Genomic DNA, 16,141 nt, shown 5'->3' on the forward strand with positions numbered 1-16,141 from the left:
TATTTAACCGATGTGTTTTAATTTTTGCAAGTTTGCCTTTGGATCACCATTGAAACCGTTAATAAAAGCCCGTACCCATCATTTAAATTAAAAAAAGCAATCCGCCATTTTTATTGTAAACCGGCGCTGCGCCTGTATTCTGGGCCGAATGCGATATTTTTGTGCACATGGCAATACGCATCTTTATAACCGGCGGAACTTTTGACAAGGAGTACAATATGCTGAACGGGGAGCTTTATTTTAAGGATACCCATCTGCATGAGCTGCTCGAAAAAGGACGCAATACGGTTCCTGCTGAAATACGGACCCTGATGATGGTGGACAGCCTGGAAATGACCGATGAGGACCGGGAGCTGATCGCTTATCAATGTGAACAAGCGGATGAAAAACAGATCGTGATCACCCATGGAACCGATACGATGTCTGTAACAGCACAGCTATTAGCAGAACGGATCAAAAACAAAACGATCGTGCTGACCGGCGCCATGATCCCCATTAAATTCGGCAGCTCCGACGGCTTCTTCAACCTGGGCAGCGCTATTGCTTTTGCCCAATCCTTACCTCACGGCGTTTATGTGGCCATGAACGGGCGCTACTTTAAGGCGGGGAAAGTACGCAAGAACCGGCAAACAGGCGTGTTTGAAGAAACGGTATAGGCCGGTTGCCTATTCTACTTTCCGGAAACGGTATCCACATCCTTCCACACAGGAAACACCCGCCAGCTCCAGCGTATCTTTGGATATACGAAGGCCGAAAAAGGCAGTATCCCGGCTATTGGCAGGTAACAGGTATATCACTTTTGACCGGAACCGGCTTGCTAACCCCGTTGTTCCATTTTTTGAGGTAGTTGGCCAAAATAAAGACATATCTCCATTTATCTCATAAGAAGAAGTATCCTTAAACGTCAGCACAGGCCCGTTGTTCACCCTTCCCCAGTCAACAAGAATCCCTGGCGATATCCTGGTTTCAGATAATTGCCAGGAGCCCACTGCTGCAACAATGCCCTGCTTCACTATATTACTATCTGGTTTGGCCGTATTGTCAACCACGTCCGTTTCATTGCTCGTTTTTTCGGTTTTCGAGCAGGCAGCAACAGTAATGAACACCAGTACTGCTAACAAAAGCTTCTCATTTCTCATACATAAGGTTTGGTGAATGTAAAGGATATATTCTTGTTAGAACGCAAATAACCGGAAAACAGCAACAATCTAAATTTATTTTATTACCAAAGTGGTCCGCAACCGGATATCTGCTGATGACGCACCGATCATGATGCTAAAACTACCCGGTTCCACAACCCATTTCATTTGTTGATTCAACATTTGCAATAATTCCGGAGTGATCATAAAATCAAGCTCCCGGGTTTCGCCAGGTGCCAGCCGCACCCGTTGAAATCCTTTTAAGGCCAGTACCGGCTGCGCCAGCGAAGCCAGATCATCGCGGATATAAAGCTGTGGTACTTCATCCCCGGTTATGGCACCGGTGTTCTTTACGGTAAAACGGACCCGTACTGAATCGGAAGCGCCGATCGCTCCCTTATCCAACCGGAGATTGCCGTATTCGAATGTCGTATAGCTCAATCCAAAACCAAAGGGGAACAATGGACGGCCGGAAAGGTTCACATAATCATCGCCCCGCCCGGTGGGCTTGTGGTTGTACACCAGGGGCAGCTGCGCTTCATGCAAAGGAAAGGTAATGGGCAAACGGCCGGCGGGGTTGTAATCACCTATCAATACATCTGCTACCGCATGACCGCCTTCTTCCCCGGGGTACCAGGCCTGCAGGATTGCATCTGCCCCGTCGATCCAATTGCCCATGGTTACGGCACTTCCACCCACCAGCACCACTACCACCGGCTTCCCTGTTTTTGAGATCCGCTGTATCAATGCCTCCTGCTCGCCGGGTAAAGACAGCATGGCACGGTCTCTGAATTCGCCTTCCTCAATGCCCGCTACGATCACCACCGCGTCGGCCTTTTCTGCAACAGCCACGGCTTCCCTGATCTTCGCTTCGCGGTCATCCGTTCCCTGAAAGACCAATTGCAGCTTTCCGTTACCTACCGGCTCATAATATTCTACCTTTAATTTATATTCTTTTCCTTTTATCAGGGCAACCGGGGTCAGCAATGTCCGGAACGATTCCTTTTTCCAATTGTCGATAACCAGCCGGTCATTTATATAAAGCCGGAAACCATCATTACCATTCAATCCCAGCTGGTAACTTCCCGAAATATCCGGCCGGATCACCCCTTCCCAGCGGACCGCGTAAAAATCCTGCTTCAATTTTAACGATGGACGCGAAAGAGTCCAGAGTTTATTGATCTCCGGATCAATCCCTGTATCAACCGGCTTGCCCGAGAAATCAATCCGGTCAAACACTCCAAACTGCAATCCCTTTTTTAAAGCCCCGCCCTCATAATGCCACAGGAAATTTGCCGGCACGATCGCCCACGCGACCTCCTTCCTGCCCGGACCCGGAGCATATGTGATCCTGGTGGCAGCTCCTATCTTTTCCTTCAATCCTTCCAGTATGGAAACTCTATGAATGCCGGGCCCGCTGTACCCCCCCAGCCGGGCTTCAACAGCATCTGTGCCGATCACTGCAAGCTTCTGGATATCCTTTGCAAGGGGAAGACTTTTATTTTTGTTCTTCAGTAATACCAGTGATTCAAGGGCGGCCTGCTTTGCCACCGGCCTGTGATCAATGTTTTGTGCTGCTCTCTGCTCATCCACATAAGGATGGTCAAACAATCCCAATTCAAATTTTGCGCGCAATACCCGCGCCACGGCATCGTCGATCCGTTTTTGATCGATCTTCCCATCATAAAAATGCGGATCAAATAATTGATGGTGCCGGTAGTCCGTCTGAAAAATAACATCAAGGCCTCCGCTGATCGCCTGTGCGCCGGACTCCGGATAGTCTTTTGCCGTGTGGTGCAGTACCAGTGCCCCGCCGGTTGCCCCCGCATCTGAAATGACAAAACCTTTAAACCCCCATTCATCTTTCAGTTTTGTATTGAGCAGCCAGGAACTGGCAGTACAGGCCGTTCCGTTCAGCGAGTTATATGCCGTCATCACCGACCGGCTGCCGCCCTTGAGGAAGCAGGCTTTGAAGGGCCGGAAATGCGTTTCTTCCAGATAATGTTCGCTCCAATCAATGGGGTAGCTATCCCTGCCGCCATCGCCCACATTTGCCACAAAATGTTTGGGTGTGGTAATGATGTTCTTTTTTTCAAAGGAGCTTACAAAAACGACCCCCATCTGTGACGTAAGGAACGGGTCTTCGCCATAGGTCTCCTCTGTTCTTCCCCAGCGCACATCGGTGGCCAGGTTGACCACCGGCGTCAATATCTGGCGGATGCCCCGCTGCTTTGTTTCGTCGGCAATGGCATTGGCCACCCGGCGCATCATTACCGTATCAAAGGTGGCCGCCAGGCCGATGGCCTGCGGAAAGGAGGTAGCATCACTGCGGACCAATCCATGCAAGGCTTCATCAAAAAATAACAATGGGATCCCCAGCCGGGTCTGCTCCACAAAATATTTCTGGATGCTATTGATCTTTTTTGCCAATGCCAGAGCGTTCTCACTGCTTTGGTTGTAGCTGAGCATCTGCTGCGCCGCTTCCCCGGCGCCGGTCGTGGCCGCACTTACCTGAAAACCGAATAACCCATTCTTATATTGCCCCGGAGCCGCCTTATCGAGATCGCCGGGGATCATAAATAACTGCCAGAATTTTTCTTCCGGTGTCATACGGGAGAGTAGGTCCTGCACACGGTCTTCGAGGGAAAGCGAAGGGTTTTTGTAGGGGGGGGCCTGGGCATAAAGATTTAAAATATCTAACAGTAACCCTAAGAAAAAAAAAAGGCGAAGCATAAAATATAATAAAGTTTGAATTTAGTGATGGTCGTTCATTTTTTAACGGGATGACCGTTTTAAAAAACTTATATCTATTCAACTTGTAAAAATACGGCATCAACATCTGTTTAATATTGCAGGGCCTCTGTTCTCGGCCTGCTTTTCTTCCGGTGTTCACGACATATAAATAAACAGCAATATGCTTGTTGTAATATAAAATAAGGTTGCCATATACCGGCAACCTTATTCTGAACTTCATCGACAGCTATTCATAATCGTAATTATCCCAATAAGGGTTAACGCTTCTCAGGTTTTGAGGAACCCAAAATATAGGACTGGTAAAGTTATCCTGACTTTTTACCGTATTATAATTATCAGGATTGTTCTGCTGCTCGGCGGTTGGATAACGCAACCTCTCGGGAAATGGTTTCATTACCTTCGAATTGAAGGTAAACGGCTCCAATTTCGGATGCCTGGTCCTTCTTTGCTCAGTCCATAATTCATATGGACACATAACATTTAAATGGATAAACTTCTGCTGCATGATCAGTTCCATTTTTTCGTCCAGCGTTCCCCGGTTATCTACTCGTACTGACAAGGAATCTGCATACTTCGATATATCACTTGCAGCAGGCCTCCCCGGATGCAGTATCGGAAACTCAGTCGCATAGCTGCTTTCTGCATTCCTCGCATACCAGAAATCTGTTGAATGCGTTATAGCATCTTTAATATATGCTCCCGCTGATTTTCCTGTTGACGCCAAATTTTTTGCAGCAATTTCTGCCAATAGCAGATCAACCTCTGCCAGAGACATCATGTATACAGGGAATCTATTATTCAGTGTAATGGTTACAAAATTGTACATCGACCGGGAGTTTTGTTTCAGGTGCTCTCGAATATCACCTAAAGGCCCTCCTGTGTAATATCGCTCACCGCCATCATACCCGGGCTTCTGACCATCTGCATTCATATTCACTCCCCGGTAAGCACCCACTGCAGGTGTAGCAACAAGGTCACTTTTATTGGTAGGAAATGCAATAACTGGTAAGCGTGGGTCATCTATCCCGGCTTCATACAACACGTTGTTTTTATTCATCCTGCGCATGATAATATCCGGAATAAATGTGCCAGGCCAACCTTCGTTAAGTCCGCGGATCCACTCACCGCCATTACGGGGATCCAATTCATAAGGCATTGCAAAGACCATATCTGCTGTAGGCAGGTTGTTTTTAGACAATATATCCTGAATATGTGTTTTCGCAGCTTGCTCAGCAACTCCTGAGATCCGAACGGCATACTTAAGCCGTATGGCATTGATATATTGAACCCATTTATTCAGATCGCCTCTAAATGCTATGTCCTGGGTATTAAAAGTGGACTTTGCAGATTCTGACATTTTATCGTAGACCGCAGGCAATGCTTCGGCGATACGTTTCAGGTCATCTAAAACACTCAGGTAGATCTCCTGGGGATCGTCATATTCCGGAAAAAACACCCGCTCAGAACCTTTAAATGCCCCTGAATAAGGAATTGAATTATAAAAATCCACCGCAAGTAATGCTGCATAATCCTTCACCACGGATGTCAGTTCAAAATAAATTTGGTTATCATCCAGTTCCTGACCGGATACTTGCGTCAGGTTGTCTTTCATTACCGCCCATGTATTTAGGCCTGTATAAAATGACCCCAGTCGTCCCTGCCATAGAGAAGTGGCGTTGCCAAACCCATTGGTTCCGCTTAGATCGTCGTAGCCGCCGAACCAGTCATATCGGTTCGTAATATATCGTTGGGCCACCTGCGTGTATCCCAATACCCCCATAGCGCCGCTACCGGCAATTTCCCACCAGTATTCACCATAATCCTGCACATATATTTTCCAATTAAACATCGTACGCGTAAAAAGTCCCCCAAACAGGTTCCCTGTTTTATCATAGTTTTCCGGATTGAAAAACTGGCTATCCAGATTCTTCTTACAGGAAGAAAGTAATAGTGGTATGATCACCAACCCTAATAATATTTTTTTCATTTTTCTAAAATTGAATAGTGAGTGCTACAATTAAAGTCTGTCAATTAAAAACTAACATTTACCCCAAAAGAATAAGAGCGAATAGAGGGATAAAAGGAATTCTCAATATATCCCTGGGCTCCTAAAGCACCTTCTGGATCAATATTGGGAACCGTTTTATAGATGTATCCCAAATTCCTTGCTGCAGCCGTAAGTGTCAATTTCTGCAATCCCACCCGCTGCACTAATTTTACAGGCAATGTGTATTGCAATGCCAATTCCCTGATTTTAATATAGTCGTTCTTAAATAAGCGGTCCGGAGGCCAGGAAGTACTCAGATCATTAATATAAGTTCCATAATAATATGGAGCGTCAACAATAATATCATTCTTGGCATATGTTACCTGATCCCCATTGGTAATTTCTTTTACGCCATCGAGGACGATCCCATCATGATATACAATGCCATCTTCGGCATTTGCTGGTGCTGGTTTATTGTGTTCCCATCTCACCTTACTTCCGTTGTCCTTATCTATATAATAAGCTATTCCTCCATGCTCTTCGTCTCTTCCGGGCAAACTTGCTTTAATTACCCCGGTACCCATCAGGTAATTGTTGGTATAAGAAAAGATGGTACCGCCAAACTTATAGTCTAACCCAAAATGCAGATTGAAACCCTTCAGGAAGAAATCACTGTAAAGCCCGCCAAACATTTTCGGATTCACATTTTTACCGGTATAACTCACCTTATCTTCCAACTTATATACTCCATTGCTACCAACGATCCTGTTACCGGAGGGATCCCTCTGATAGTCGTAAGCCTTGATATCCCCTATCCTTTTTCCTTCTTCAGCGAAAACCTGGAATCCAGAATTACCATCAATGTACTTTTGTTTGATACCCGGATATAGTTTCAATACTTTGGAAAGTTGATTAGCTCCGGTAAATGTGAGCTCCCATCTGTATTTTTCTGTCGCCAGCGGAGCCACTTTTACAAACAGCTCATATCCCCAGTTCTTCAGATTCCCGGTATTAATTTTTGCAGATTTATAACCCGTTGCTTCAGAGAGCGGCTGGGATACGATCTGATTATATGTATTATTGGTATAGAAAGAGAAATCGACTTCTAACCTATTCTGTTCAAACCAGCGGGTATTGAACCCTACTTCAAATTCTCGTTTTCTGAAAGGTTTAATCATTTCAAGAAACAGAGAACTGGGAGGTGTTACCACTACCGGTCCGTAAGAATAAGGCAACTGGCTTACGTTAAAAGAATTGTTGGCAAAATACCTGTCACCGGTAGCCGTGCTGGGACCTCCTCCCACGTCAGCCCACGCAAATCTCAGTTTACCGTAATTTAATTTAGGCAATTTGAAATTATTCGTAAAATTCCAGGTAAGTGAAAGTCCCGGGTAAAAATAGGAGTTGTTCGGAGACTGCAATGTCGAATTCCAGTCGTTTCTCGCCTGAGCTTCCAGATAATAGGTATTCTTATACGATAAGGTCGCTGAACCCAGAACACTGTATAAAATATCAGATCCCCTTGTTAGTCCCAGAACCCTGCTATAATCACCTCTTGAAGGCCAGGAACGAAAATCTGCATTATATATAGAAAACCAGTCGGGATATATTAACCCCATGTTCCCTGTTGAAACATAACTATTATTCTCCGTTATTTTTTGAAAAGCACCACCTCCGTAAAAGAAGAAGTTAAGATCACTGTTGAGGTCTTTTTCATATTTCAGTAACCCCTGGTAATTTTGAACAGTCGTATTGCGCTTTGTCCAGCTATACTTCCCCCCCGTCCTGGTTGGAGATAATCTTGTTATTTTATTCTCTGTAATAAAGTCGGTATTCGTATAATCAACAGATGCCTGTCCGATAAAAGAAAACGCTTTGGTAAACTGTAAGGTAGATTTCACAGCACTTACGAGGTGAAATTTATTATCCTTATCCAAGTTATCATTCTGCTCCCACAATATGCCTGCGATCGCATTTGGCCAGAAACCCGGTGAACTCCCCGCTAAACCATAAGGATCCAGATCTTTCCGGAACCCGTCAGCATCATGATAGAACCCCCGCATCCAGTTATAATCGTAGTCTCTATTCAGTCCGGTTGCAACCAGTTGCTGAATGTTAGGCCTTCTGTTTCTTGTGTTAACAGTATATAGATTATTTATAAACTCGAAAGTTGCAAACGGGGATACTTTAAAGTTACCATTAAAACTAAAAGAATTCTGCTTTTGCTTAAACCCATCCAAAATATCCTCATAGCTATTTCTGGTATAGGAAGCCCGAACGCTCCCCAGGGTTCCTCCACCTGCAACTGCAATATTCGTTCGATTATTCAAAGCCGTTCTGAAAAAATCAATAAAGTTATCTGGATGCGCTGCGTATGTCCCCATAGTACTGTCATAAAGCATAACAGAAGTGCCGTCGAAACGGGGGCCGAAACTCAGCCGGCTCAATGGAAGTTTTCGGACCTGTCTTCCGTTGAGCGTTGCATATTGCGTGTCTCTTATGCTTGCTCCTGAACCATATTCGTTCTGAAACTCGATGAAGGTAAATGGCTTGTCAACAGTTAGTTGATGTGACAGTTGTATGCCCAGCCCTCTTGTTTTTCTTCCGGCTTTTGTTGTTATCAACACAACCCCATTTAATGCCTGGCTGCCATATAACACGGTGGCTTTCGCCCCTTTTAGTATTTCAATTGACTCTATATCATCAGAATTGATATCGTTGATCCCCGAGCCATAGTCAAAAGAATTCAAAGGATCATAGCCTCTGCTTTCCATTGAGGTTTTTTCATCATACATTGGAACTCCGTCTACAACAAATAATGGTCGGGTATTGGTTCCTGATTCCAGACCCGCTGCGCCTCGTATCCTTACGTTAACACCCGCGGTTGGTCCCCCGGAACCTATATTTACCCCAACGCCGGCAGCCTTACCATATAATGCAAGAAAAGGATTTTGCGTTGCTCCCGCTTTTAACAGGTCCTCGCCATTAATGGTTGACGTAGCATAGCCCAGGGAACGTTTTTCCCGTTTTATACCCAATGCTGTTACCACAACTTCCTCTTCTGCCTTTCCCTCCCTGTCCAGATTAACGTCGGCAGTATTAGAATTGCCTACGCTTATCACCTTGGTAAAAAATCCAACGGCCGATACTTCAAGTTCAATATTACGGCCATCCACCGAAATACTGTAGTATCCCTGGTCATCCGTGGGAACCGCACTTGCGGTCCCCTTAACCGTTACCGTAGCACCTGGTATTGGTTTACCTTCTCCGTCCGTAACCGCCCCGGTTATCGTACGCTTTACCTGAGCGAGCACCGTTGTGCTGTACAAGAACAACACAATCAATGTAATGAATACTTTTGTTTGGTTCATTTTTTTCTCATTTTAATCATTAAAAATTGCTGGGTTCATTGGCTATTGCAAAACAATCGTTTGCTAAAAAAATGTTAATACAAATTTAATGAACTTTTTAAAATAATTAATAAGTCATTAATTATTTTTTTTCTGATGGACAGGCAACAGGCCTTTAGCAGCAGCAACCCGGAAATAAACCTTGCAGACTTTTCAAAAGGGGACGTTCGTCAAACCCCTTTCTGCAAGCCGCCCAAGGACGACATCGGTCTTCATTGCGCATGTTGATTCGGGTACAAAAAAAGCTGTTCCGGAACTTTTCCCAAAACAGCTTTAAGAGCACGGATTAAAATAATTCAATGCCTGAAAACAGATTCTATATACCACCTTCCGTTACGGCATCCAATACACTTTTTGAATGGCTTGTACATCAGGATCAGCATTACTCGAAGCCTTCAGCCAGTTCGCATTATTGTTTATTTTTTCATCATTCGGATAAGGCAGCTTATTAAATACCTGCGGATTATAGTTGGCATCTTTGGGTGTAAGTCCTGTTCTTCTTGTAATGGCCCAGGCCTCCGGCTGCTCCCACAATGCAGCTAGCCAGGCCTGTGTGATGATCTTCTTAAGATTACCGGCATTATCACCACCTACCAATGCTACTTTGGGGTGTGCTAAGAAATTGGAAAGCGCGTCCGCTTCTAACGTAGGTTTTGCCGTTCCTGGCCATATACCGCCATTTGTTGTTGCAACGTAAGTGTACCAGAAATTCACCGATGCCGTCAATCCTGCCCGATATTCCTGGTTGGCTTTTGCAAAATCCGCAGCGACCCCCATGCCACGGGCATATATTTCTGCCTTTAATAAATGCACATCGGCTTCTGATATGGTAACATAAGGGAAAGAAAGATAATCTCTCACCAAATAAAAATTGAACCCTGCAAATTTGTTATCCGGCAATGTATTGGGCTCTGCAGGTGCATTACTACTGGTATTTGGATATAGGGTACTTGACCCTTCAGCAACCGATCTGTCCTGCGGCTGTGGCACCCATTTTCCCGCATTATTTGGCATAAACCAAACATAAGCGCGCGGATCAAAAATACCGGATCCATTGTCTGCATTGGTCGCAGATATCTGGTTCCAAACATTCGAACTTAACCGGATGTTCGATACCGATATTTCCCGGAAGGCATACCAAAAGCGATCGCCGTAACTGGGATTTGTACTGAGTAATTGAGGGTACGTTCCATAATTGTTTTGCCGCATCTCTTCCATACTTGCATACGATGTTGTATTGGGTAAGGGCTTGTTTCCGCCGATTATATCCGTTATAATACCGTTTGCAAGCGGTGCGTTTTTAGCATGAAGACGTACTGCGTACCGCAGGCGCAGCGCATTTCCAAATTTTATCCAGGAGCTGTAATTGCTACTCAGGAAGGATTCGCTGGCACCCAGTGCAACCTGGTCGCTCGCTGCTGCGCCGGTTTTAATTGCATTTACGGCTGTTTCCAGATCATTCAATACAGATGTATATACCGATGCTTCATCATCGTAAGCCGGCCTGTAGCTTGAAGACCCGCTTGCTGCCAAAGCAGCCTGCGAATAGGGAATGCTTCCGTACCGGTCCAGCATAGACAACGTTTTTGAAGCGATCAATATCGTTGCAATGGATCTTAAATTAGTGTATGCTGCCGGGCCGGTGCTCTCGTCAATTAATTTTACCAATAATTTGTAATCCGCCAGATCCTGGTAATAATTATTCCAAAAACTGGCTATATAGTTTGAATAATTAAAAGGCGTATTCTGAACGCCCTGCTGATTGGCAACAGGCATAAACAACCCTGTATAAATGGTATAGTCTTCGTTTGACGCGTTGCGGGATAGTTGGTTAAAAAGCCCAACAGGGGAAGCCGTACTGACGGCCACGTCTTTATACGGGGTATTTATTTTTTCAAAATCCTTGGTACAGGAACTCACTGACAGGAGTAGCACGAATGCTCCTGACACCATACCTGTCCACCTATTTAAGATACTCGTGTTTATATTTCTTTTCATGACAATGCTTTTTTCAAATGATGGAATTCCTTCATGTGCGATTTAAAATGCTGTTTTTATGGTAAACCCAAATGAACGGGTCTTTGGCATTGATGCATACTCAATACCCTGAATGTTTCCGATACCATTTACCCCTTCAGGATTTAATCCTTTTGGTATTGTAGTAAAGATGTAAAACAAATCACGACCGTACAGCGATAGATTCAGATTCTGGAGTATCCTTGTAGCCTTCACAATGTGGTTGGGTACCTGGTAGGATAATGAAAGCTCTCTTAACTTCATCCACGAGTTTTCAAAAACACCTGATGACCGGGGTACACCAAGATGATTCCAGGCGGAATAGGTGCCGGCATAGTACCAAAGATAATGTACCACATCCGTATTGGGTGTCGTGCTGACAATCTCGCCTTTCTCATTATAGGTTGCAAATGCACCTCCGAAGTTAACCCCGGTATTGGCAGTAGAGCCGTCGGGATACACAAGAGGAAGCCCACCTCCGTTACGTTCCTTCAATGTTCCCTTAAGCGTACCACTGCCCATCCCCGCTTCATACGAACCAAAATAGGTATCGCCTCCGATTTTCGCATCTGCCAGTACATACAAGGAGAAATTTTTATAGCGCAATGTATTTGTAATGCCGCCTGTTACAAAAGGCTGTGAATTACCAATGGGAACCTCGTCTTTTGTTAATTCCCATAATGTACCAGCATAATAGGTCTGACCATTCGCAGTAAAAGTTACCGGCTGACCATCGGTACCAGTGGCACGTTTTACTAATTTTTGCCCATTGTGATATCTGTAATCTTTCCCGTAAATGGTTCCGTAATACTCGCCTACTTTAACCCGCTGGGAAACACCTGCTCCTCCAAAATAATTTCCTAAATTCAGCTCATTAATACCATCGGACAATGCCAGCACTTTTGTTCTTGAATTCGCAGCATTCAACCCGATATTCCATGAAAAATTGCTCGTTTTAACAGGAGTTGCACTTAATACAACCTCTATACCCTGGTTGCCCAAAGAACCGGTATTGATGGTAATGGTGCTATACCCTGAAGAAACAGGCAATGGATTACTCAGGATCTGGTTAAAGCTCTTCATCCAATATGAAGTAACATCAAGTGTGATCCGGTTCTGAAGAAAAGCCAGATTCAACCCCACCTGAAACGATTTACTACGGGCCGGTTTTACATCAGCCGACTTTAAGCTTGACGGAAGGCTGGATGCCAGCGTACCATTGTACGTAGCACTTTCCAGCAAATTATGTATGTAGTATGGGTCTGTATCACTGCCGGTTTCCGCGTAGGAAAGCTTCAATTTTCCAAAGCTCAACCACGGCAAACCTGCTTTCAGTCGACCAATTCCGTCTGTAAATACATAACTCATATTCACCGACGGATAGAAATAGCTGTTATTATTTAACGGCAGGGCGCTCGACCAGTCATTACGCGCTGTTGCTTCCAAAAACAACTGGTTTTTATACGAAAGGTTCACAAACGAATAAACCGAATTGATCTTCTTGGCATACTTTATTTCTTCCGCGGGGTCGGGAGCGTTAGCCCCGTTATTCAATGCAAATATGAATGGCTTCACAAAGTCGCCCTTGGTCGCATTGCTTACAGCATAATCACTTCTGTAATAGGTTTCGCCCCCAAATGTAATGCTGGCATTTACATCAGGATGTACAAAGCCATCTTTATGGAGTCTTAAATAAGTCATCAAGTTCCGGCTGAAATTTTTTGCCATCGTTTCCTTATACGCGCCCCCTGCTTTACCCAAAACATCGGTAGGATAACTTATGAATGTGGATAGATCATGAGAATTATCCACGCCCCCCTGAGCCGTTACACTCAGGAAATTTGTTAGATCTGCCGTCAGTTTCAGGCTTCCCAGGAACTGATTCCTGGTAAAATCATTATTATTTTTTAACAGGTTCCAGTATTGATTATTCAAATACCCGGTATTATATGGGTATGCCGGCACATCCTCTCCGGGATATGAGCCATTTCCATTGGTAATATCAATCCGCTCGCCGTTTGGCCCGAATTGTTGCGAAAAAGCTAACGAGGGATCATAGCCCCGTGCCATCGAATAAGTAGGTGCCGCCTGCCAGGTATTTCCGATTTGCGGAGCATTCAGGCGATAAAAATTCACATAGCTGGAAGTTACCTCTCCGGAAATCTTATTACTTACCTTGAATGTAGAGCCCAGGTTAAACGTATTGGAGTACATTTTACTATTGATCATATTGGGCTTGGTGTTATTCCTTGTATAGGACACCCGGAAAGTAGCATTATCATTGCCTCCGGAAACAGCTACATTATGCTGGGCCACCGATCCATTGGGAAAGAAGGCTTTCCAGTTGTTGGGCTGAGCCGAATAAGGCCTTAATACCCCATCGTAGTTCATGATGGGCTGATCGTCAAATTTAGCCCCCCATGAATAACTTCCGGGATAACTGAAATAGGTATAAAAATCAAATGCTTTGGGATAAGGAAGTGCCCCAAAAGAATTCTTCAAAAAATCGCCCCCGGCATTGGTGCCGTTGCCAACCTGCATACGCTGCTGGTTACTATTCAAAGGAAACCATTTCGATTCGTCGGGCGTAGTCATGCTGGCCACACCACCCTGGCCATATTCATTCTGGTAGTCCAGCAGCTCATAGGGGTTTGTAGACCTATAAGAAAAGCTGTAATCCACACCCAGCCCAGGTCTATTGCCGCCTTTTTTACGGGTAATAAGGATCACCCCGTTGGCGCCTCTTGCCCCATACAGCGCAGCAGCTTCCGGGCCCTTTAATACAGTAACATTCTCAATATCTTCCTGATTGATCATATTCATGCCCGTGCCCCAGTCGTTATTTCCTGAAACATCTGCACCTACACCACCCAATACTGATTTTCCAGAGCCGCCATTATTATTGTTTACGTTCACAGGATCATTGTTAATCGCTACACCATCCACAATGATCAACGCCCGGTTATCACCGGTAAGCAGGGTATTTCCCCGCACTACGACCCTTGATGAGGCTCCGTCTGCCCCACCACCCGATTGAGAAATCTGCAAACCTGCTACCTTACCCATCAACCCCTGCGCTATGGTGGGAGCCTGTGCAATGGTCAGATCACTACCTTTTACCGTTTGCGCCGAATACCCCAGCGACCGTGCTTCCCGCTTTATTCCCAGCGCTGTAACCACAACGGTCTCCATATCACCTGCCTGTGAAGTAAGCGTAACGGATACATTATTATCTGTCCCTACCTGCAGCGTTTTTACGGCATATCCAACAGAAGTTACTTCTAATTCCGGGTTTCCCTGAACTTCGATCGAATAGGTTCCGTTCTCATCGGCAATTGCTGCCCTGTTGGTTCCTTTAACCGTTATGGTGGCACCCGGAACCGGCTTTCCGTCTGCGTCCATAATGGTTCCTGTAATTGTCCGCTTTTCCTGCGCTAACAGACTTCCGCAACTGAACAGCGTAACAAAGAACACGAGCAATAAGTGTTTCTTCTTCATTTTTCTCATTTTTTTAATCGTTAAAATTTTTGGTGTTCCGGTTCTATCGTTAAACGAGCATTTTTTTTGCTTCCCTGCTTCTGGCACGTACCAGGTTCTCCAGCACCAGCGCAGCCGCGCCAATGAGCTCCGCCCGGCTTCCCATCTGGGAAACTTTAACGGCGGTATTTTCCGCAAGACGCAGGATACAATGTTCATTCACCGCCTGCAACACCGGGGCCTGCCAGATACGCCCCGCCTGAGCGCCCCGGCCACTCAGTAATACCAGCTCCGGGTTGAACAAATGGATCAGCACGGCCACGCCACGCCCGATATCGTAACCTGCAGCGGTGAGCAGCCGGATCACGTATTCATCGCCGGATTGCGCCGCTTTTACGATGGCCTGCCAGTCTTTCTCAATGGCCCCGGTCCGGAAGTTCTTTTTCAGAAATGAAGTGCTTCCCTTCCGTTTCAGGCCCTGCTCCGCCTTGTCTATAATTACTTTTAAAGAAGTTTCGGTTTCCAGACAGCCCTTTTTTCCGCAGGAGCATATTTTATTGTTGTTAAAAAAAGGAATGTGGCTAAACTCTCCTGCAAAGCCGTTCTCACCCCGGTACAACTGGTTATTGAGCACCAGGCCCAACCCCACACCCCAGCCTAAATTAACCACCATGGCATTCCGGGTTCCTGCCGCTGCCCCAAAACGATGTTCTGCTAATGCGATAATACTGGAATCATTGTCGATGTAAGCCGGCACTTCCAAAGCACTGCTCAGATAGGCAGTAATACTATGGTGTTCATTCGAAAGAAATGAATAATTAATGCCCTGCCGCGCATCAATAAAACCGGGCATTCCAATGCCTACCCCCAGGATCTTTTTTTTGGGGACCTTCGACTTTTTGATGGCTTGCTCAATAATGGTCTTTAACTGCGGCAATGCATTGGGATTATTGGCCAGCAACAGTTCTTCCTGCACGATTGCGCCCACCGGTTTATTATGAAAATCAACAATGGCAACCCGGGTAAGCATCTGGTCCATTGCCACAGCAACCACATACATGGCATCCGGTTTTACGGAGTACATGGCAGGGCGACGGCCTCCGTTGGAAGGCGCCAATCCGCCTTCCTCTACAATTCCCTCATCAATCAGATCATTGATCATTTGGGTCGTTAGCGGAATACTTTTGCCAATACGGGAGCTCAGCTCGGCGCAGGACAAGGAGCCTGCATAATAGAATTCCCTAAAAATCAAATACTTATATTGCAATCGTTTTTGCATGACAAAATTGTTATTTCAAATTTAATAAACTTTTTAAAATAATTAATAAGTATGCTAAAATATTTTTTTCAAAAAAGAC

Annotated in this window: 8 protein-coding genes; 1 reads left to right on the forward strand and 7 read right to left on the reverse strand. The window is 45.3% G+C overall.

The window, feature by feature from the left end; translation table 11 throughout:
- Nucleotides 1-167: 167 nt before the first annotated feature.
- Nucleotides 168-656, forward strand: a complete 489-nt coding sequence (locus tag B160_RS0123485; protein WP_018630402.1) for an asparaginase domain-containing protein — start codon at nucleotides 168-170, stop codon at nucleotides 654-656.
- A 9-nt stretch (nucleotides 657-665) separates the two neighbouring features.
- On the opposite strand, the gene B160_RS0123490 is transcribed toward B160_RS0123485, so the two are convergent.
- The 7 genes from B160_RS0123490 to B160_RS0123520 form a co-directional block, all read right to left on the reverse strand.
- The gene (locus B160_RS0123490; RefSeq protein ID WP_018630403.1) at nucleotides 666-1,139 is read right to left on the reverse strand and encodes a hypothetical protein; all 474 of its coding nucleotides are present in this window, start codon (nucleotides 1,137-1,139) and stop codon (nucleotides 666-668) included.
- Nucleotides 1,140-1,214: 75 nt separating this feature from the next.
- The gene (locus B160_RS0123495) at nucleotides 1,215-3,872 is read right to left on the reverse strand and encodes a beta-glucosidase (RefSeq protein WP_018630404.1); all 2,658 of its coding nucleotides are present in this window, start codon (nucleotides 3,870-3,872) and stop codon (nucleotides 1,215-1,217) included.
- A gap of 247 nt (nucleotides 3,873-4,119) precedes the next feature.
- Complete coding sequence (locus tag B160_RS0123500) at nucleotides 4,120-5,880, reverse strand: SusD/RagB family nutrient-binding outer membrane lipoprotein (protein ID WP_018630405.1); 1,761 nt, start codon at nucleotides 5,878-5,880, stop codon at nucleotides 4,120-4,122.
- Nucleotides 5,881-5,924: 44 nt separating this feature from the next.
- Nucleotides 5,925-9,251 carry a SusC/RagA family TonB-linked outer membrane protein gene (locus B160_RS0123505; RefSeq protein ID WP_018630406.1) on the reverse strand — a complete coding sequence of 1,109 codons (3,327 nt, stop codon included), beginning with the start codon at nucleotides 9,249-9,251 and terminating at the stop codon, nucleotides 5,925-5,927.
- A gap of 372 nt (nucleotides 9,252-9,623) precedes the next feature.
- Nucleotides 9,624-11,288 (reverse strand): SusD/RagB family nutrient-binding outer membrane lipoprotein, encoded by a 1,665-nt coding sequence (locus B160_RS0123510; protein WP_083927750.1) that lies wholly within the window; start codon nucleotides 11,286-11,288, stop codon nucleotides 9,624-9,626.
- 42 nt (nucleotides 11,289-11,330) lie between these two features.
- A complete protein-coding gene (locus tag B160_RS0123515) occupies nucleotides 11,331-14,804 on the reverse strand; it encodes a SusC/RagA family TonB-linked outer membrane protein (protein ID WP_018630408.1) in 3,474 nt (1,157 codons plus the stop codon).
- A gap of 49 nt (nucleotides 14,805-14,853) precedes the next feature.
- A complete protein-coding gene (locus B160_RS0123520) occupies nucleotides 14,854-16,062 on the reverse strand; it encodes an ROK family protein (RefSeq protein ID WP_018630409.1) in 1,209 nt (402 codons plus the stop codon).
- Nucleotides 16,063-16,141 lie beyond the last annotated feature (79 nt).

It is taken from the genome of Niabella aurantiaca DSM 17617 (assembly GCF_000374125.1).
GTDB classification, from domain to species: domain Bacteria; phylum Bacteroidota; class Bacteroidia; order Chitinophagales; family Chitinophagaceae; genus Niabella; species Niabella aurantiaca.

What these genes read in the sequence shown, in the direction of transcription:
- B160_RS0123495 (WP_018630404.1), bottom strand. Translation starts at nt 3,872, where the DNA reads ATGCTTCGCCTTTTTTTTTTCTTAGGGTTACTGTTAGATATTTTAAAT.
- B160_RS0123515 (WP_018630408.1), bottom strand. Translation starts at nt 14,804, where the DNA reads ATGAAGAAGAAACACTTATTGCTCGTGTTCTTTGTTACGCTGTTCAGT.
- B160_RS0123490 (WP_018630403.1), bottom strand. Translation starts at nt 1,139, where the DNA reads ATGAGAAATGAGAAGCTTTTGTTAGCAGTACTGGTGTTCATTACTGTT.
- B160_RS0123520 (WP_018630409.1), bottom strand. Translation starts at nt 16,062, where the DNA reads ATGCAAAAACGATTGCAATATAAGTATTTGATTTTTAGGGAATTCTAT.
- B160_RS0123500 (WP_018630405.1), bottom strand. Translation starts at nt 5,880, where the DNA reads ATGAAAAAAATATTATTAGGGTTGGTGATCATACCACTATTACTTTCT.
- B160_RS0123510 (WP_083927750.1), bottom strand. Translation starts at nt 11,288, where the DNA reads ATGAAAAGAAATATAAACACGAGTATCTTAAATAGGTGGACAGGTATG.
- B160_RS0123485 (WP_018630402.1), top strand. Translation starts at nt 168, where the DNA reads ATGGCAATACGCATCTTTATAACCGGCGGAACTTTTGACAAGGAGTAC.
- B160_RS0123505 (WP_018630406.1), bottom strand. Translation starts at nt 9,251, where the DNA reads ATGAACCAAACAAAAGTATTCATTACATTGATTGTGTTGTTCTTGTAC.